At 74.0% G+C, this 18,470-nt stretch carries 14 protein-coding genes; 11 read left to right on the forward strand and 3 right to left on the reverse strand.

Translation table 11 applies throughout. From position 1 onward, the window contains the following. Positions 1-45: 45 nt before the first annotated feature. Both AF335_RS36175 and AF335_RS11950 read left to right on the forward strand, forming a co-directional pair. Positions 46-180, forward strand: a complete 135-nt coding sequence (locus AF335_RS36175; RefSeq protein WP_260422006.1) for a hypothetical protein — start codon at positions 46-48, stop codon at positions 178-180. Between the two features lie 118 nt (positions 181-298). Further along, a complete protein-coding gene (locus AF335_RS11950; RefSeq protein ID WP_228773270.1) occupies positions 299-1,285 on the forward strand; it encodes a LuxR C-terminal-related transcriptional regulator in 987 nt (328 codons plus the stop codon). Positions 1,286-1,307: 22 nt separating this feature from the next. Here AF335_RS11950 and AF335_RS11955 read toward each other — a convergent pair whose 3' ends face one another. After that, complete coding sequence (locus AF335_RS11955; protein ID WP_102918304.1) at positions 1,308-1,967, reverse strand: mycothiol-dependent nitroreductase Rv2466c family protein; 660 nt, start codon at positions 1,965-1,967, stop codon at positions 1,308-1,310. A gap of 224 nt (positions 1,968-2,191) precedes the next feature. Between AF335_RS11955 and AF335_RS11960 the strand changes: the two genes are divergently transcribed. The 9 genes from AF335_RS11960 to AF335_RS12000 all read left to right on the forward strand — a co-directional run bounded on the left by AF335_RS11960 (position 2,192) and on the right by AF335_RS12000 (position 16,147). Next, positions 2,192-3,187: an NADPH:quinone reductase gene (locus tag AF335_RS11960; RefSeq protein ID WP_102918747.1), complete on the forward strand. Its 996-nt coding sequence runs from the start codon at positions 2,192-2,194 to the stop codon at positions 3,185-3,187. A gap of 183 nt (positions 3,188-3,370) precedes the next feature. After that, positions 3,371-3,913: an SRPBCC family protein gene (locus tag AF335_RS11965; protein ID WP_102918305.1), complete on the forward strand. Its 543-nt coding sequence runs from the start codon at positions 3,371-3,373 to the stop codon at positions 3,911-3,913. Positions 3,914-3,977: 64 nt separating this feature from the next. Continuing rightward, on the forward strand, positions 3,978-5,549 hold the full coding sequence (locus tag AF335_RS11970; RefSeq protein ID WP_102918306.1) for a class I adenylate-forming enzyme family protein: 1,572 nt from the start codon (positions 3,978-3,980) through the stop codon (positions 5,547-5,549). Continuing rightward, the gene (locus tag AF335_RS11975; RefSeq protein WP_102918307.1) at positions 5,546-7,543 is read left to right on the forward strand and encodes an FAD/NAD(P)-binding protein; all 1,998 of its coding nucleotides are present in this window, start codon (positions 5,546-5,548) and stop codon (positions 7,541-7,543) included. Before AF335_RS11970 ends, AF335_RS11975 begins: the two co-directional genes overlap by 4 nt. Then, on the forward strand, positions 7,540-9,036 hold the full coding sequence (locus AF335_RS11980; protein WP_102918308.1) for a nitrosuccinate lyase: 1,497 nt from the start codon (positions 7,540-7,542) through the stop codon (positions 9,034-9,036). Before AF335_RS11975 ends, AF335_RS11980 begins: the two co-directional genes overlap by 4 nt. After that, positions 9,033-10,376, forward strand: a complete 1,344-nt coding sequence (locus AF335_RS11985; protein ID WP_102918309.1) for a nitrate/nitrite transporter — start codon at positions 9,033-9,035, stop codon at positions 10,374-10,376. Before AF335_RS11980 ends, AF335_RS11985 begins: the two co-directional genes overlap by 4 nt. Positions 10,377-11,010: 634 nt before the next feature. Continuing rightward, the gene (locus AF335_RS11990; protein ID WP_102918748.1) at positions 11,011-13,086 is read left to right on the forward strand and encodes a molybdopterin oxidoreductase family protein; all 2,076 of its coding nucleotides are present in this window, start codon (positions 11,011-11,013) and stop codon (positions 13,084-13,086) included. A gap of 302 nt (positions 13,087-13,388) precedes the next feature. Continuing rightward, complete coding sequence (locus AF335_RS11995) at positions 13,389-14,927, forward strand: FAD-dependent oxidoreductase (protein WP_244926998.1); 1,539 nt, start codon at positions 13,389-13,391, stop codon at positions 14,925-14,927. Next, positions 14,924-16,147 (forward strand): NAD(P)/FAD-dependent oxidoreductase, encoded by a 1,224-nt coding sequence (locus tag AF335_RS12000; protein WP_102918310.1) that lies wholly within the window; start codon positions 14,924-14,926, stop codon positions 16,145-16,147. Before AF335_RS11995 ends, AF335_RS12000 begins: the two co-directional genes overlap by 4 nt. Before the next feature lie 59 nt (positions 16,148-16,206). Here the strand turns inward: AF335_RS12000 and AF335_RS12005 are convergent, their stop codons facing one another. Then, positions 16,207-16,683, reverse strand: a complete 477-nt coding sequence (locus tag AF335_RS12005; RefSeq protein ID WP_184744054.1) for an RrF2 family transcriptional regulator — start codon at positions 16,681-16,683, stop codon at positions 16,207-16,209. Between the two features lie 141 nt (positions 16,684-16,824). Further along, complete coding sequence (locus AF335_RS12010) at positions 16,825-18,423, reverse strand: FAD-dependent monooxygenase (protein WP_102918312.1); 1,599 nt, start codon at positions 18,421-18,423, stop codon at positions 16,825-16,827. Positions 18,424-18,470 lie beyond the last annotated feature (47 nt).

Raw genomic sequence — 18,470 nt, forward strand, 5'->3', positions numbered from 1 at the left:
GGACATGGCTAGCCCCAAGCGGAATCCGGGTAATCGTCGCGGAACGTGGTCGACGCGACCTCGGAAAGAACATCGAAGAATCCAGAAAATGCGTTGCGTTTCATGGCCCCCGCCCTCTTCGCATTCCGGCGCATTCAACTTCCCGGCGCCGAAATCGACGATAGCCAGAAAGGTTCATGATTCAGCAGGGCGGAATGGCATCATGATCGCGTAGTGCGGGAACACGAAGGGGGATCAAATGTGCCCAAAACCCGAGGATGAGGGACGTACCGACCACGTAGAGGTGTGCGGTCCGGGCATGGAGGCATACCGGCTGGCCCTCACCGAGGGGACGGTTTCGGCCCCGGTGCCCCGCTGCTTACTCCAACTCGGCCTGCTGCGGTCCCTGCCCGACGCCCCGTCGACCTATGTACCCGTCCCGCCCGACGTCGCACTCTTCGACATGGCCCGCCCCATCGAGCGCGCCATCCTCAACCAGCAGCACATGCTGGCCTCCATGCGGGTCTCCGTGTCCCGGCTGGAGACCGTCTACCAGGAGGTGCAGCAGCAGTCCGCCCCCGTCCGGCTCCTCCTGGGCGAGAGCGCCATCAGCGCCGCCCTGGAGAAGGCGGTCGGCTCCTGCCGGCGTGAACTGCTGACCGCCCAGCCGGGCGGCGGCCGGGACCCCGAACTGCTCGCCGAGGCGATCGACCGCGACCTCGCGCTGAGCGCCCGCGGCGTCCGCCAGCGCACCCTGTACCAGCACACCGTACGGTCCCACGGGCCCACGCTGGCCTATATCGAGCGAATCACCGCCGCCGGCGCCCAGGTCCGCACGGTCGACGAGATCATCGACCGGCTGATCGTCTGCGACCGCTCGATCGCCTTCATCCCCGGGGTGCAGCAGCGCCGCACCGCGGCCCTCGTCATCCAGGACCCGGGCGTCATCCAGTACCTGCTCAAGTACTTCGAGTATCTGTGGGAGGCGGCCAAGCCGGTGCGCGGCAAGGGCCCGGCCACCGGCGGCGGGCCGGAGGCGCTCACCCACGAGACCCGCCGGGCGGTCCTGGAGCTGATGGTGCGCGGCCACACCGACGAGGCCATCGCGGCCCGGCTGGGGGTCAGCGCGCGCACGGTGTCCACGCATGTGAAGAAGGCCGCCGACCTGGTCGGCAGCCGCAGCCGGGCCCAGCTCGGCTATCTCCTCGCGCGCACCGGGCTGCTGGACGACCCGGAGGCGATGGAGGCGCTGGGCCCGGCCGGGCAGACGCCGCGCAAGGCGTCCGACCGGCCGTCGGCGGACTGACGCGGCGCGCCGCCCCGGGGGCTCAGCCCGCGTCGAGGGTCCCGGTGCGGGTGCGCTTCAGCTCGAAGAAGTCGGGGTAGCCGGCGAGCAGCCGGACGCCGTCGAAGACCCGGACCGCGTCCTCGCCCCGGGGTATCGAGCTGAGGACGGGGCCGAAGAAGGCGACGCCGTCGATGTGCAGGGTGGGCGTGCCGACGTACGCCCCCGCGGCGGGGTCCTTGCCCTTGTCGTGGCGGGCGCGCAGCGGCTCGTCCCACGCCGGGTCGTGCGCGGCGGCGGCGAGCTCCGCGGGCAGGCCGAGCTCGGCGAGGCCCGCCGCGACGACCGCGTCGAAGTCCTCGTTCTTCTCCCGGTGGATCCGGGTGCCGAAGGCGGTGTAGAGGTCGCGCAGCCGCTCCTCGCCGTGCCGCTCGGCCACGGCCACCGCGACGCGCGCCGGGCCGAGGGAGTTGTCGACCAGCTCCCGGTACCACTCGGGGAGTTCATTGCCGACATTGTGGAGGTAGAGGCTCATGGGGTGGAATCTGACGTCGATGTCGCGGAGCGCCTCGACCTCCAGGATCCAGCGGGAGGCGATCCAGGCGAACGGGCAGGCGGCGTCGTAGTAGAAGTCCACGGTGGTCTTCCGCGCGGCGGCGGCCGAGGCGGACTCGGGGGCGAGGGTCTGCTGGTCGTTGGTCACGCGGTGACCCTAAGCCGCGGGTGGACCCGGCCGGGGGGCCAGTCGCCCGGGAATTCCTTGGGCCAATTTCCACAACGCCGTTACGGGCGGCCGGAATCGACCCGGAAAGGGCGTGACCGCCCCGCCACACCCCGTGAGCGGCACCGGACTTGACAGACGGCGCGCGAATTCCGGGACGGCCGGCGACGGCCCTGCTGAACGCTGCCAGGATCACCCCCGTGATCATGCGCGCCGCTTACATAGAACAGCTCGGGCCGCCGGATGTCATCCAGTACGGCGAGCTGCCCGCCCCCCACGCGGGGCCCACCGACGTGACGGTCGACGTCACCGTCGCCACCGTCAACCACGTGGACACCTTCGTGCGTTCGGGCGCCTGGCGGACCCCGGTCGCGTTCCCGTTCACCGTCGGCCGCGACCTCGTCGGCACGGTCGCCGAGGCCGGCCCGGGGGCGCCGGGGTTCCGCCCCGGCGACGTCGTGTGGTCCACCAGCATGGGCTACGGCGGCCGGCAGGGCGCCGCCGCCGAGCGGGTCGTCGTCCCGGCCGAGCGGCTCTACCACCTGCCCGCCGGGGTGGCGCCGGCCGACGCGGTCGCCCTGGCCCACCCGGCCTCGACGGCGTACCTCGCGCTGTTCACGCACGGCCGGCTGCGGGCCGGCGAGACCGTGGTCGTCGCGGGCGGCGGCGGGAACGTCGGCGCCGCGCTCATCGTCATGGCCGCCCGGGCGGGCGCCCGGGTCGTCGCCACGGCGAGCGCGAAGGACGCGGAGTACTGCCGCTCCCTGGGCGCGGCGGAGGTGATCGACTACCGCGACCCCGACGAGGCCGGGCTGCTGCGCGCGGCCTGCCCGCGCGGCGCCGACCTGCACATCGACACCTCGGCCCGCAACGACCTGTCCGCCGCCGTGGAACTGCTCGCCAAGCGGGGCCGGATCGTCCTGCTCGCCGGGCTGCGCACCCGGCCCGTGCTGCCGGTCGGCCCGCTCTACCTCAAGGACGGTTCGATCGTCGGCTTCGCCATCTCGCAGGCGACCACCGGGGAGCTCGCCGAGGCGGCGGAGGGCGTCGGCCGGCTGCTCGCCGAGGGCCTGCTGCGGCCCCGGGCCGTGGACGTCCTGCCGCTCGCCGAGGCCGCCGAGGCCCACCGGAGGGTGGAGGCCGGCGAGGCCAACGGCCGCCGCGTCGTCCTGAGCACGGCCCGCCCGGAGCCGCGCGGCTGAATTCCCGGCCGCCGAAATCGGCGGCATTAACCCTGAAAAACGAATGCAAAAAGACTGCCGACAGCGTCCCGGACCCTGCCGGCACTCTTTGCTGCGCACCCTCGGGCAATCCCGGTGCGCCGACTTGACAACACTCACCTTTTTCCTTGACCGGGCCGCCCGGGTCTCGGCATCGTCTTCCCCATGAGCGAATCCATCATCGATTCCAGCCCGCTTTTCGAGTGCCGGGCGGAGATCCATGTCTCGGCCGATCAGTTCGAAATCTATTCGGTGGTCAGCGACCTCGGGCGCAGCGCCGAATGGAGCCCGGAATGCATGGGCGGCGAATGGACCTCCGGCACCCCGTCCACCGTGGGCGCGATCTTCCGGGGCGAGAACCTGCGCAGCACCGAGGTCGTGGCCTGGGCCCCGCTCATCCGCGGCACCTGGTACACCGAGGCGAAGGTCGTGGCGGCGGACCCCGGCAGCACCTTCCGCTGGGTGATGCTCACCCACGCCCAGGAGAACCAGGACAGCGTCTGGGGCTTCGACATCGAGCCCGCCGAGGAAGGCGCCACGCTCGTCCACCACTTCCGGATGGGCAGGGCCACCGAGGGAATTCACCACATCGTCGCCGATCTGGACGAGGCCGGCCGCAAGCGCTTCGTCGAGGAGTGGGGCGCCAAGCTTGAGCAGGACATGACGATCACGCTCGGGCGCATCAAGGACGTCATCGAGAAGAACTGACCCGGGCGCGCCGGGCGGGCGCGCGGCCGGTTTTCATGGCAGCTACGAGCGGGATAGCGGGTACATGTTTCTGCAACGCATCGGAAATAAGGGAATTCGGCTGGGCACGCTCTTCGACCGGGCGGCCGCGAAGCACCCGGCGAATCTGGTCCTCCTCGACCACACCCTCGACATCGCCCCGCAGCTCGGCCGCCGCGCCACGCTGACGGAGATCGCGGACCTGATCGACGACTTCGCCTCACGGCTCTGGGCCGCCCGGGTCCGCACCGGCGAGCACGTCGTCGTCCACAAGACGGACGGCTTCGACATCACCCTGCTGGCCTGCGCGGTGGCGCGGATCGGCGCCATCCCCGTGCTGCTGTCCTCGAAGCTCGACGGCGACACGGTCGCGGAGCTGCTGCGCCGGGTGAACCGGCCGCACCTGGTCACCGACCAGGCCAAGCTGGAGAAGGACCTGCCCGAGACGGTCTTCGGGCTCTCGGAGCAGGTGCTGCTCACCACCGGCACCCACGAGGGCGCCACCGGGCTGGACACCCTGGCCGGCGCCCCCCGGGTCGCCCCGGTGCCCATGCCGCCGGAGCACCCGACGCTGATCACCCACACCTCCGGGACGACCGGGACGCCGAAGCTGGCCGTGCACACCGGTGCCACGTTCCAGGCGCGCTACCGCCCGCAGGCGACCGTCGTCTCGCTGGTCAGCAAGCGCGAACCGCTGGCCGTGCACGTGTCGTTCGTGCACTCCCGGATGTTCACGGCCATGCCGATCGCCGTCCTCCAGGGCCACCCGCTGATCGTGCTGGCCGACGACGACCCGGTCTCCGTGGGCGAGATCTTCGCCCAGGCGCCCCCCGGGTTCATCGAGGCGCACCCCAACTCCTTTATGCGCTGGGAGGAGCTGGTCGACGACCCGCGCGCCCCGCTGGCCAACGTCAAGTACTTCAGCAGCACCTTCGACGCCATCCACCCCCGGACCGTGCACCGGCTGCTGAGCGCGTCGCGCCGCAGCAACCCGCTGTTCGCCCAGGCGTACGGGCAGAGCGAGGTCGGGCCGATCGCCGCCCGGACGTACACCAGGGACCGCGGCGCCGAGGCCGACGGCCGCTGTGTGGGCATGCCCTTCCCCGGGATGACGGGCGTCCGCGTCCTCAGCCGCGACGGCAATCCGCCCTCCCGCACCTCCCCCGGCAACATCGAGGTCCGCAGCGACGGCCGGATCATCACCTATCTGGGCGAGCACGCGCGGTGGGAGAAGCAGGCCGACGGCGAGTGGTGGGCCATGGGAGACGTCGGCTACCGCACCAAGCAGGGCTGTCTGCACCTGCTCGACCGCGAGGTCGACGTGATCCCCGGCATCGAGAGCACCCTGGCCGTGGAGGACACCCTCTTCGCCCGCCTGCCGGAGCTCGTCGAGGCCATCATCGTGCCGGGCGAGGACGGCCGGGCCGTGCCGGTGGTGTGCACCAAGGACGACAAGCCGCTGGACCCCCTGGCCTGGCAGCGCGCCGTCGAGGGGCTCTCCCCCATGGCGGACCCCGTGCAGTGGCGGCTGGAGGACCTGCCGCACACCGCCACCACCAAGATCAAGCGTCTTGAACTCGCCCGCCTGCTGAAGACGAGGAACGGCTCCCCCTCATGACCGGCAACCACATAGAGATCTGCGTCGTCGGCGTCGGCCCGCGCGGCCTGTCCGTCCTGGAGCGGCTGTGCGCCAACGAGCGTGTCGCGCCCACGCATGCGGCCGTCACGGTGCATGTCGTCGATCCGTCGGCGCCCGGCGCGGGCACCGTGTGGCGCAGTGACCAGTCGCGTGAGCTGCTGATGAACACGGTGTCGTCGCAGATCACGGTGTACACGGACGACAGCGCCCGGATCGAGGGCCCGATCGAGCCGGGGCCGAGCCTGTACGAGTGGGCGCGCGGCCTCGCCGCCCTCGCCGACGCCGGGCAGGCCCCGGACCACGACGAGGAGACGCTCGCCGAGGCCCGCCGGCTGGGCCCGGACACCTACCCCACCCGGGCGTTCTACGGCCGCTACCTCCACGACAGCTTCCTCCAGGTCGTGGCGCGCGCGCCCGGGCACGTCACGGTGCGGGTGCACCGCTCGCGCGCGGTCGCCATGGCCGACACCGAGGGGGTGCCCGGCGGCCCCCAGGGCATCCGGCTGGAGGACGGCACCCGGCTGAACCAGCTGGACGCGATCGTGATGGCGCTGGGCCATGTACCGGCCCACCTCTCGCCGCGCGAGGCCCGGACGTCGAGCCTGGCCCGTATCCACCACCTCGACTACGTCACCCCCGCCAACCCCGCCGATCTGGACCTGAGCGGCGTCCGGGGCGGCGAGCCGGTCCTGCTGCGCGGTCTGGGCCTGAACTTCTTCGACCACATGGCACTCTTCACGGCCGGCCGGGGCGGGACGTTCACCCGCGAGGACGGCGAGAACGGGAAGCTGGTCTACCACCCCTCCGGCCGGGAGCCGAAGCTCTACGCCTTCTCCCGGCGCGGCATCCCTTATCACGCACGCGGTGAGAACGAGAAGGGTGCATACGGCCGTTATTTCCCGAAGCTGCTGACGGCCGAGTACATCGCGGGCCTGCGCGACCGCGCGGAGTGCGGCGAGCAGGTGCGCTTCGGTACCGACCTGTGGCCGTTGATCTCCCGTGAGGTGGAGAGCGTCTACTACGCCACTCTGCTGCGCTCCCTGGGGCGTGGTGGGGAGGCGGAGCCGTTCGCGGGCAGGTTCCTGGCTCTGGAGTCGGAGGAGGAGCGGGCGGGGCTGCTGGAGGCGTTCGGGATCGGCGGGGACGCGCGGTGGAGCTGGGAGCGGCTCTCGCGCCCGTACGGGGAGCGGGAGTTCGCCGGTCGCGGGGAGTTCCACGCGTGGCTGCTGGGGTATCTGGCGGAGGACGTGCGGGCGGCCCGCGCGGGCAATGTCAGCGGGCCGCTGAAGGCGGCGCTGGACGTGATGCGGGATCTGCGCAACGAGATCCGTCTCGCGGTCGACCACGGTGGTCTGGAGGGCACCTCGCACCGTGACGACCTGGAGGGCTGGTACACCCCGCTGAACGCGTTCTTGTCGATCGGTCCGCCCGCGTCGCGGATCGAGGAGATGATCGCGCTGATCGAGGCCGGGGTGCTGGAGGTGACCGGGCCGGGGACGGTGGTGCGTATCGACACCGCGGATCCCGCGTTCGTGGCGACCTCCACGGCGGTGCCCGGGGCTCCGGTACGGGCGCGCACGCTGATCGAGGCCCGGCTTCCCGAGCCTGACCTGCGGCGTACCGCGGATCCGTTGCTGCGGCACTTGTTGAACACTGACCAGATCACGACTTTCCGTATCGACGCGGCGTCGGGTACGAGTTATGAGACGGGCGGTCTCGCGGTCACCGAGCGGCCGTACCACGTGATCGACGGGAGAGGCCATGTCCATCCTCGACGGTTCGCCTACGGCGTGCCGACCGAAGCCGTGCACTGGGTGACCGCGGCCGGCATCCGTCCCGGAGTCGACTCCGTCACCCTCGGCGACTCCGACGCCATCGCCCGCGCCGTCCTCACCCTCCCACCCGTCGCCCACATCCCCCACGCCCTGCGCCACGAGGTCACGGACGCGGAGCTCACGGGCGTGATCGTATGACCGGCCGGACACCCGGCACGGGCGGAGAGGCTCCGGTTCCGGAGCCCTCCGCCGGCACCGCCGCGGCCGCCACCCCGGTGGCGGCCGCGGCGGCCGCCGGGCCCGTGGGAGAGGCCCGGGACCCGCTCACCGACAGCGGGCTCCTCTCCCCCGTGCGGGCGGGCACGCCCGTCGAGGCGGAGACCGGCGACCGGGCGTGGCTCCAGGCCATGCTCGACGCCGAGGCCGCCCTGGCCAGGGCCCAGGCCCGGCTGGGCACCGTGCCCGGGACCGCGGCCGACTCCATCACCCGGGCCGCCCGCGCCGACCACCTCGACCTGCGCGCCCTCGCCCTGGCGGCACGGGAGACCGCCAACCCGGTCGTCGGCCTCGTCAAGGCGCTCACCCTGCACGTCGCCGAGCAGGACCCGCAGGCGGCCGAGTACGTCCACCGCGGCTCCACCAGCCAGGACATCCTCGACACCGCCACCATGCTCGTCGCCCACCGCGCCCTGGGCCTGCTGCGCGCCGACCTCACCCGTATCGCCAAGGCCCTCGCGCACCTCGCCGACCGGCATCGCGACACCCTGATGGCCGGGCGGACGCTCGGCCTGCACGCGGTCCCCACCACCTTCGGGCTCAAGGCCGCGGGCTGGCGGCAGCTGGTCCTGGACGCGGGCCGCCGCGTCGAGCACGTACGCCGGAACCTGCCGGTCTCCCTGGGCGGCGCCGCCGGGACCCTCGCCGGGTACCTCGCCTACGCCCGCCTCGAAGGCACCGACGACCCCGGCTACCCCGGCCGGCTCACGGCCGCCTACGCCGACGAGACCGGTCTCGCCCGGCCCGCGCTCCCCTGGCACACCCTGCGCGCCCCGCTCGCCGACCTGGCGGCCGCCCTGTCCTTCACCACCGGCGCCCTCGGCAAGATCGCGACGGATGTGCTGACGCTCACCCGCACCGAGATAGCCGAACTCGGCGAGCCGGCCCCCGCCGGGCGGGGCGCCTCCTCCGCCATGCCGCAGAAGCGGAACCCCGTCCTCGCCACGCTGGTGCGCAGCGCGGCGCTCCAGGTCCCGCACCTGGCCGCCGGGCTCACCCAGAGCCTGCTCAGCGAGGACGAGCGCGCGGCGGGCGTCTGGCAGGCCGAGTGGCAGTTCCTCCGCGAGGCCCTGCGGCTGACCGGGGGCGCCGCCCACACCGCCGTCGAGCTGACCGAGGGCCTCACGGTCCACACCGGCCGGATGCGCGAGAACCTCGGGCTCACCGGAGCCCGGATCGTCTCCGAACGGCTGGCCGCCGTCCTCGCCCCGCACCTCGGCAAGACCACCGCGAAGGCGCTGCTGACGGCCGCCTCCACGGAGGCCGACCGGTCCGGCAGGCCGCTCCACGCGGTCCTCGCCGACGCCCCGGAGCTCAAGGGCCGGTGCACGGAGGCGGAGCTGACCGCCCTGTGCGACCCGGCCGACTACACCGGCGCCGCCGGCGCCCTGACGGACCGGGCACTGCGACCATGACCGCGCGCACCACCGAATGGATCACCCACTGGGACCCCGAGGACACGGACTTCTGGGAGCGCGACGGCAAACGCGTCGCCCGCCGCAACCTCGTCCTGTCGGTCGTCTCCGAGCACATCGGCTTCTCCGTGTGGAGCATGTGGTCGGTCCTGGTGCTCTTCATGTCACCGGCCATCGGCCTCGGTTTCAGCCCCGGCGAGAAGTTCCTGCTGGTGGTCACCCCGACCCTGGTCGGCTCGCTGCTGCGGCTGCCCTACAGCTACGCGGTCACCCGCTTCGGCGGCCGCAACTGGACGGTCTTCGCCTCCGCGATCCTGCTCGTCCCCACCTCCCTCGCCGCGTACTTCGTCCACAGGCCGGGGACACCCCTGTGGGTCTTCCTCCTCATCGCGGCCACGGCCGGCGTCGGCGGCGGGAACTTCGCCTCCTCGATGACCAACATCACGAGCTTCTACCCCCAGCGCCACCAGGGCTGGGCGCTCGGCCTCAACGCGGGCGGCGGCAACCTCGGCGTCGCGGCCGTCCAGCTCCTCGGCCTGCTCGTCATCGCCACGGCCGGCGACACGCACCCCGCGTACGTCGCCTCCCTCTACCTGCCGCTCATCGTGCTGGTGTCCCTGCTGGCCGCGCTCCGGATGGACAACCTGGAGGCGGTGCGCACCGAGCCGGGCGCGCAGCGCGAGGCGCTGCGCCACGCGCACACGTGGTGGATCTCGTTCCTCTACATCGGCACGTTCGGCTCGTTCATCGGCTACGGGTTCGCCTTCGGCCTGGTGCTCCAGACCCAGTTCGGCTCCACCCCGCTGGAGGCCGCCTCGTACACCTTCCTCGGGCCCCTGCTGGGCTCGGTGGCCCGGCCCTCGGGCGGCAAGCTGGCCGACCGCTGGGGCGGGGCGCGGGTGACGCTGTGGAGCTTCGCCGGGATGGGCGCGGGCACGGCGGTGCTGCTGATCGCCTCGGAGGCCGGCTCGTTCGGGCTGTTCGTGGCCGGGTTCACGGGCCTGTTCGTGCTCAGCGGCGTCGGCAACGGCTCGACGTACAAGATGATCCCGGCCGTCTTCGCCCAGCAGGCCGAGCGCTCCGGCACGGGCCTCGCGGGGGCGCGGCGGCTCTCGGGCGCGGTGATCGGCATCGCGGGGGCGGTGGGTGCGCTGGGCGGCGTGGCGATCAACCTCGTCTTCCGGGCGTCCTACGGCGGCCCGGCGGGCGGCGGTTCGGGCGTCCCGGCGTTCTGGGCGTTCCTCGCGTTCTACGCGGGCTGCGTGGTGGTGACGTGGGCGGTGTACCTCCGCAGGGAACGGGCGGAGACGCGGACGGCGCTGGAGGCGTCCCGTGCGTAGGGCCCCTGCGGGGCCCGGGCACGGGCCCGGGCCCGGCCCGGAGGCCGCGGGCGCCGCACGGCCGACGACCGCGCCCGGGTCCGGGCTCACGCCCGAGGCCCTGACCACGGGCCGGGACGGGCTCACGGCCGAAACCGCGCCCCACACCGGCACGGAAGCCACGGCCACCCCCCGGCCGACGACCGGACCCGGGGCCGAACACGCCACCCGGACCCGGCCCGGAGCCGGTCCCACGTCCCAGACCCGGACCACGGACCGGGACCGACTCACGGCCGAAGCCACGTCCCACACCGGCACGGAAGCCACGGCCACCCCCCGGCCGACGACCGGACCCGGGGCCGAACACGCCACCCGGACCCGACCCGGAGCCGGTCCCACGTCCCAGACCCGGACCACGGACCGGGACCGACTCACGGCCGAAACCGCGCCCCACACCGGCACGGAAGCCACGGCCACCCCCCGGCCGACGACCGGACCCGGGGCCGAACACGCCACCCGGACCCGACCCGGAGCCGGTCCCACGTCCCAGACCCGGACCACGGACCGGGACCGACTCACGGCCGAAGCCACGTCCCACACCGGCACGGAGTTCGCGGCCGCCTCCCCGTCGACGGTCGCGCCCGCCGCGCCCGACGTGCCCGAGGTGCCCGAGGTCCCCACCCACTGTCCCTACTGCGCCCTCCAGTGCGGTACCCGGCTCGCGCCCCGGGACGGTGGGGCCGCCGGGGTGCGGCCCTCGCCCGACTTTCCCGTCAATCAGGGCGGGTTGTGCCAGAAGGGCTGGACCGCGCCCACCGTGCTCACCACGCCCGACCGGCTGACGACGCCGCTGGTCCGGGACGCCGCCGGGACGCTCGTACCGACCGGCTGGGACACCGCGCTCGACCTCGTCGCGGAGCGGCTCCGCGCGCTGCGGGACGCGTACGGGCCCGACGCCGTGGGCGTCTTCGGCGGCGGCGGGCTGACCAACGAGAAGGCGTACCTGCTGGGGAAGTTCGCCCGCGTCGCGCTCGGCACCAGCCAGATCGACTACAACGGCCGCTTCTGCATGTCCTCCGCCGCCACGGCCGGCAACGCCGCGTTCGGCGTCGACCGGGGCCTGCCGTTCCCCGTCACCGACCTCGGGGACGCCGACGTCATCCTGCTCGCCGGCGCCAACCCCGCCGACACGATGCCGCCCCTGATGCGCCACCTCGGCCGGGCCGCGCTCGTCGTCATCGACCCGCGCCGCACCGCGACCGCCGAGCGCGCCGCCCTGCATCTCCAGCCCGCCCCCGGCACCGACCTCGCGCTGGCCCTGGGCCTGCTGCACCTGGCCGTCGTCGAGGGCCTGGTGGACACGGCGTACGTGGCCGCGCGGACGGCCGGCTTCGACGCCGCCCGGCAGCGGGCCATGGCCTGGTGGCCCGAGCGCGTCGAGCGGGTCACCGGGGTGCCGGTCGCCGAACTGCGGGAGGCCGTGGCCCTGCTGGCCGGGGCCGGGCGCGCGTACGTCCTGACCGGGCGCGGCGCCGAGCAGCACAGCAAGGGCACCGACACGGCCGCCGCGTTCGTCAACCTCGCGCTGGCCCTGGGCCTGCCCGGCCGGCCGGGCTCCGGTTACGGCTGTCTGACCGGGCAGGGCAACGGCCAGGGCGGCCGCGAGCACGGCCAGAAGGCGGACCAGCTGCCCGGCTACCGGATGATCACCGACCCGGCGGCGCGCGAGCACGTCGCCGGCGTCTGGGGCGTACCGGCGGACTCCCTGCCGGGCCCCGGGCGCGGCGCGTACGAGCTGCTGGACGCGCTCGGCACGCCGGACGGCCCGAAGGCGCTGCTGGTCTTCGGGTCCAACCCGGCCGTCTCGGCCCCGCGCGCGGGCCATGTGAGCGAGCGGCTCGCCGCCCTGGACCTCCTGGTGGTCGCGGACTTCGTGCCGTCCGAGACGGCCCGCACGGCCGATGTCGTCCTGCCGGTCACCCAGTGGGCCGAGGAGGAGGGCACGATGACGAACCTGGAGGGGCGGGTGCTGCGGCGCCGCCGGGCGCTGCCCCCGCCCACCGGGGTCCGCACCGACCTGGAGGTGCTCCAGGGCCTCGCGGTACGGCTGGGACAGCCGGCAGATCGTTTCCCCAGTGCGCCCCGGACCGTCTTCGAGGAACTGCGGCGCGCCTCGCGCGGCGGCCGCGCGGACTACGCGGGCATCAGCTACGACCGGCTGGACGCCGGCGAGGCGCTGCACTGGCCCTGCCCCGCCGAGGAACACCCGGGCACGCCAAGGCTGTTCCTCGACCGCTTCGCGCACCCCGACGGACGGGCCCGCTTCGCCGCCGTCGAGCACCGCGACGCGGCGGAGAGCCCCGGCGGGCGCTTCCCGCTGTACGCCACGACGGGCCGGTCGCCCGCCCACTACCAGTCGGGCGCGCAGACCCGCCGGGTGCCCGAACTGACCGCGGCGGCCCCGGAGGCGTATGTAGAGATCCACCCCGACACCGCGCGCCGGGCGGGGCTGGACGAGGGCGCACTGGCCCGGATCAGCTCGGCGCGGGGCAGCACGCTCGCGCGCGTACGGCTGGTGGGGACGCTGCGCACGGACACGGTGTTCCTGCCGTTCCACTTCCCGGCCGAGGGCCGGGCGAATCTGCTGACGAGCGACGCGCTGGACCCGCGCAGCGGGATGCCGGAGTTCAAGGTGTGCGCGGTGCGCGTAGAGCCGTGCGGCACACCGTGACGACAGGGGGCGGCCCCGGCCGGGAGCCGCCGGGGACGTGGCCGCGCGGTACGACGACGGGTACGACGGGAGGTGCCGCCGTGCGGGACGGCATGGAGGACATGACGGGGACGGACCGCACCCACGTGGTGGGCGGGGCCGGAACACGGGGAGCGGCCGGGGCCGGAGCCGCTGCCGCGGCCAGGACGGGCGCCGGAGCCGCTGCCCGGGCAGGAGCCGGAGCCACTGCCGGGGCCAGGCCCGAAGCCGGAATCGGAGCCGAAGCCGGAGTCGAAGCCGCTGCCGAGGCTGAGTCCAGGACCGTGGCCGAGGCCGGAGCCAGGGCCTCTGCCGGGGCCGAGACCGGGGCCAAAAACGAGGCCGGGGCCAGGGCCGGGGCCGAGACCGGGGCCAAAGACGAGGCGGGGGCCGAGGCCGAAGAGACCGTGGGGCCGGCCGCGGGCGGCTCCCGGTCGGCGGTCGCGTCCCGTGACGTACAGCGTGGCGGACAAGTCCGCACCAAGGACACGCCCCCCTCCCCCGGCATCCTCGTCGTCGGGCACGGACCCGCCGCGCACCGGCTCGTCCAGCGGCTTCACGAACTCGGGCACCCCGGGCCCGTGACCGTGCTGGGCGCCGAGGCCGGGCCCGCCTACCACCGGGCGCTGCTCACCTCCGTCCTCGACGGCGCGCTCGCCCCCGGCGACCTCGCGCTGCCGCCGCTCCCCGAGGGCACCGTCGTCCGTACGGGCACCACGGCCGTCGCCGTCGACCCCCGGCGGCGCACGGTGCGGACGGACGACGGCGGGGAGTACGGGTACACGACGCTCGTCCTCGCCACGGGCGCGCGGCCGCGGGAGCCGCTGGCGGGCGCGGGCGTGCTGCGTACCCTCGCCGACTGCGCGCGGCTCGGCCCCGGGCACGTCACCGTCGTCGGCGGCGGGGTGCTCGGCGTGGAGACGGCGGCGGCCCTGCGGCGCGCGGGGCGCGGGGTCGCGCTGGCGCACCCCGGCCCGTACCCGATGGCGGACCGGCTGCCGCCCGCGGCCGGGCGGCTGCTGGCGGACCGGCTCACCGGCCTCGGCGTGGAGCTGGAGCCGGAGGCCGAGGTCACCGGCCGGGAGCACGGCAAGCTGCGGCTGCGCGACGGCCGGCTGCTGTCCGCGGAGACCGTGGTGCAGTGCGCCGGCGTCACACCGGACACCGCGCTCGCCCGTACGGCCGGACTCGTCGTGCGCACGGGCGTCGTCGTCGACGACGCGCTGCGCACCAGCGATCCGTACGTCCACGCCGTCGGCGACTGCGCGGAGCATCCGGGCGCCTCGCCGGGCACCCACACCAACGCCTGGGACCAGGCCGACGCGCTCGCGGAGCTCCTGGCCACCGGGCGCGGCGGCTACCGGGGCACCCGGGACGTGGTGCGGCCCCGCGTGCCGGGCCTGGACCTCGTCACCCTGGGCCGGGCCCACGAGGACGACCGGCGGGTGATGTTCTCGGACCCGGCGCGGGGCCGCTTCGCCGAACTCCACCTCCGTAACGGAATGTTGACTTCCGCCACCCTGGTCGGGCTGCCCCGGGCCATCGCGGCCGTCACCCGGCTCCACGACCACGGCCTGCCCGTCCCCGCGGACCGGCTCGCGCTGCTGCTCGGCGCCCCGCCCACCGAAGCCGGCCCTGTCGAACTCCCGGACGAAGCCGTAGTCTGCCGGTGCAACAACGTCACAAAAGCCGCCCTGACCGCCGCGATCCGCACCGGCGCCCGAGACCTGCCCGCCCTCGCCACCGCCACCCGCGCCACCACCGGTTGCGGATCCTGCACCCCGACCGTAAGAGCGCTCTGCACCGAGGTACGCACCCCATGACCCGCACCCTTGTCATCGTCGGCCACGGCATGATCGGCCACCGCGTCGCCACCGACGTCCTCGCCCAGGACACCGCCGGCGAATGGCGGGTGACCGTCCTCGCGGAGGAGAGCCGGCCCGCGTACAACCGCGTGGCCCTCTCCACCTATCTGGGCGGCCGGGCCGCGAGCGCCCTCTCCCTCGCCCGGCCCGACTTCCTTGAGGACCCGCGCCTCGACCTGCGCCTGTCCACCCCGGCCGTCGCGATCGACCGCGACTCCCGCACGGTGAAGACCTCGGACGGCTCCGTCGTCGGCTACGACGCGCTGGTCCTGGCCACCGGCTCCCGGCCGTTCGTCCCGCCCGTACCGGGCCACGACCTGCCCGGCTGCTTCGTCTACCGCACCCTCGACGACCTCGACGCGATACGCGCGGCCGCCGAGGGCGCCGAGGGCCGGCCCGGTGTCGTCATCGGCGGCGGGCTGCTCGGCCTGGAGGCGGCGGGGGCCCTGCGCAAGCTGGGGATGAAGGTCCATGTCGTGGAGATGGCCCCGCGCCTGATGGCCGTTCAGCTGGATCAGGGCGGCGGCGACGTGCTGGCCCGCATGATCCGGGAACTCGGTGTGGAGGTCCACTGCTCGGCCGTCACCGAGACCGTCGAGGCGGGCCCGGACGGCTCCGTCGCGGGCGTCCGGCTCGCGGACGGCACCCTGATCGAGACGGAGCTGGTGGTCTTCTCCGCAGGCGTCCGCCCCCGCGACGACCTCGCCGGGCAGGCCGGTCTCCGCCGCGCCGACCGCGGCGGCTTCCTCGTCGACAACCGGCTGCGCACCGAGGACGACCGCGTCTGGGCGGTCGGCGAGTGCGCCGCCGTGGAGGGCCGTTGCTACGGCCTCGCGACCCCCGGCTACCAGATGGCCAAGGTCGTCGTGGAACAGCTCCTCGCGGCCGGGGACACGGACTCCGTCTTCGACGGCGCCGACATGTCCACCAAGCTGAAGCTGCTCGGCGTCGACGTCGCGAGCATCGGCGACGCGCACGCCACGACACCGGGCGCGATCGAGTACGTCGAGGCGGACCCGGCGGGCGGCACGTACGCGAAGCTGGTCCTCGCGGAGGACGGAAGGACGCTGCTGGGCGGGGTGCTGGCGGGCGACGCGAAGCCGTACCCGCTGCTGCGCTCGCTGCTGAACCGGGAGCTGCCGGCGCCGGTGGACCAGATGCTGGCCTGGAAGCCCTGAGGGGCGGGCCCCGCCCGCACCCGGGCGAACCACCGGCCCACCTCACCGGAATCACCGGTTCATTGCTCGGCGAACCAGCGGCGGGTCCGTTCCGGCACCGCCGGGGACGTGCGCAGCACCGTCTTCTGGACGTCGGCGAGCGTCTTCGACGCGAGCTGGCGGCGCCAGGCCAGCTCGGCCTCGCGCATGGCCCACGAGACGTGGCAGGGGTGGTCCAGCGAGCCCGCCGACACCTCGTTCTGCGGGCCCCTGCGGCGGATCTCGGAGCAGCGGAACGCCTTCTCCGGGCCTTCGATCGCGGTCACGATGTCCATGAGCGTGATGGTCTCGGGCTCACGGGCCAGCCGGAAGCCGCCACGGGGGCCGGGGCTGGAGGAGGCGATGTCGGCCTGGACCAGGGACTGGAGCTGTTTGCCCAAGTAGGCCGGCGGCAGGTCGTAGAACGCGGCGAGCCTGGCCGCGGGCACGGCTCTGTCCGGGCCGACCCAGGCCAGGTTCAGGCAGGTGTGCATGGCCCATTCCACACCCTCGCTCATTCGCATGAAAAAGATGCTATAGCGAGAATCGGCGCTGCAAAATGACTGCGTGACAGGGGAATTCAGTAGCACCGGAGGCCGCCCCCGGCCTCCGGTGACCATGGCGTGAACCGGGTTCCGGGGCCCGGGAAAGCAGGTCCGTCAGATTCCGGAAGCGCGGGGCAGCAGCACCGTCGCCAGCTCGGCCTCCAGACGGTCGAGATCGTCCTGGTGACCGTGGGCCGCGATGTGCCCGTCCGGCCGGATCAGGTGATAGCCCGGCCGGCCGCAGAACGCGTCCGACGCGGCGACCCCGCGCGGTATCCGCCGCACGCGCAACTGCGGCCACCGGGCCGCGATGTGCCCGATCTCCGTCCGCCATTCGGCGGCCTTTCCCCTGCCGGGTTCGCGGACGGCGAGGACCCAGCCGCCCGGGTCCGCCCCGGGGCCCGCGAGTCCGGCCGAGAGCGCGGCCCGGCGCGGGAACGTCCCGCCGACCTTCGCCCCGCCGGGCAGCCGCTCCCGCAGCCGGCAGGCGGTCAGCCCGCCCGGCCGCTGGGTCTCGCGCTCGGGCTCGTAGGCCAGCCGGCGGCCCGCCATCACAGGGGTGTAGAACCGCGACACCGTGTTCGTCCGGTCCAGGAAGCGGAACGCCGCGTCCCGGGCCCGTACTTGCAGCGGGCCGTTGAACATCCACGCCCGCGTCTGGATGTCGGTGTCCCGGACGATCCGCCGCGTCGACTCCGAGCGCTCCGGCCCGTAGGTGCCGAGCAGCGAGGACGGGGACTCGCCGCGGATGACGGCGGCGAGCTTCCAGGCGAGGTTGTGCGCGTCCTGGAGGCCGTTGTTCATGCCCTGACCGCCCGCGGGACTGTGCACGTGCGCCGCGTCGCCCATGAGGAAGACCCGGCCGCGCTGGAAGTCCACGGCCCGTCGCGCGTGCACCCGGAACACCGTCTGCCACACCGGCTCGGTGATCCGCACACCGCGCGGCCCGCGCTCGTCGAGGATCGCCTGCATCATCGGCACGCTCACCTCACGGCCCCCGTCCGGCATGACCGACAGGAAGCGGTGCACGCCCTCCGGCTGCGGGACGACGACCAGGGTGCCGCCGGCGGCCTGGTAGTAGAGGATCTCGTCCTCCGGCAGATGGCCGTCGATACGGGCGTCGACCAGCGCGAACGCCATCTCGTAGGTGGTGCCCTGGAAGCCGATGCCGAGCTGGCCGCGCACCGAGCTGCTCGCCCCGTCGGCGCCGATCACGAACGCCGTCCGCACCCGCTCCACGGGCCCCTGCCCGGCGCCGTGCTCCAGGATCGCGGTGACCCCGTCCGTGGCGTCGATCCGCCCGGAGAAGTCCACGTCGTCCAGGGCCAGCAGCCGCACCCCGCGCTCGATCTTCCCGCCCAGCGACCGCAGCCGCTCGGTGAGGATCCGCTCCGTCTCCGGCTGCGGCAGCTGCCGGGCGGCGAGGTCGTCGGCGAACGTGAAGGAGGCGAGGGGGCGGCGCTCGGAGAAGTAACTGAACGCGCGGATGGGCACGGAGGCTTCGCGGACCTCGTCCGCGACGCCCAGGTCCTCCAGGATGTCCAGCACCCTCGGCCAGAGGGACAGGGCCTTGGGGACGGTCATGGGCGCCTGGGCGCGGTCGATGATGCGGGTGGGGATGCCGCGGCGGAGCAGTTCGCATGCGGCGAGGAGGCCGGTGGGGCCTGCGCCGACGACGAGGACTTGGGTGTCGGTGGGGTCGGGGGTGTCCATGGGTTCTCCTGTGCGGGTCCTGGGGGCGGGGTGGGGTGCGGGTGCCG

Source organism: Streptomyces eurocidicus (assembly GCF_002891295.1).
GTDB classification, from domain to species: domain Bacteria; phylum Actinomycetota; class Actinomycetes; order Streptomycetales; family Streptomycetaceae; genus Streptomyces; species Streptomyces eurocidicus.

Excerpts from the sequence above, each read along its gene's own strand:
- AF335_RS11950 (WP_228773270.1), top strand. The coding sequence starts at position 299 with ATGGAGGCATACCGGCTGGCCCTCACCGAGGGGACGGTTTCGGCCCCG.
- AF335_RS11960 (WP_102918747.1), top strand. The coding sequence starts at position 2,192 with ATGCGCGCCGCTTACATAGAACAGCTCGGGCCGCCGGATGTCATCCAG.
- AF335_RS11965 (WP_102918305.1), top strand. The coding sequence starts at position 3,371 with ATGAGCGAATCCATCATCGATTCCAGCCCGCTTTTCGAGTGCCGGGCG.
- AF335_RS11970 (WP_102918306.1), top strand. The coding sequence starts at position 3,978 with ATGTTTCTGCAACGCATCGGAAATAAGGGAATTCGGCTGGGCACGCTC.
- AF335_RS11975 (WP_102918307.1), top strand. The coding sequence starts at position 5,546 with ATGACCGGCAACCACATAGAGATCTGCGTCGTCGGCGTCGGCCCGCGC.
- AF335_RS11980 (WP_102918308.1), top strand. The coding sequence starts at position 7,540 with ATGACCGGCCGGACACCCGGCACGGGCGGAGAGGCTCCGGTTCCGGAG.
- AF335_RS11985 (WP_102918309.1), top strand. The coding sequence starts at position 9,033 with ATGACCGCGCGCACCACCGAATGGATCACCCACTGGGACCCCGAGGAC.
- AF335_RS12000 (WP_102918310.1), top strand. The coding sequence starts at position 14,924 with ATGACCCGCACCCTTGTCATCGTCGGCCACGGCATGATCGGCCACCGC.
- AF335_RS12005 (WP_184744054.1), bottom strand. The coding sequence starts at position 16,683 with ATGAGCGAGGGTGTGGAATGGGCCATGCACACCTGCCTGAACCTGGCC.
- AF335_RS12010 (WP_102918312.1), bottom strand. The coding sequence starts at position 18,423 with ATGGACACCCCCGACCCCACCGACACCCAAGTCCTCGTCGTCGGCGCA.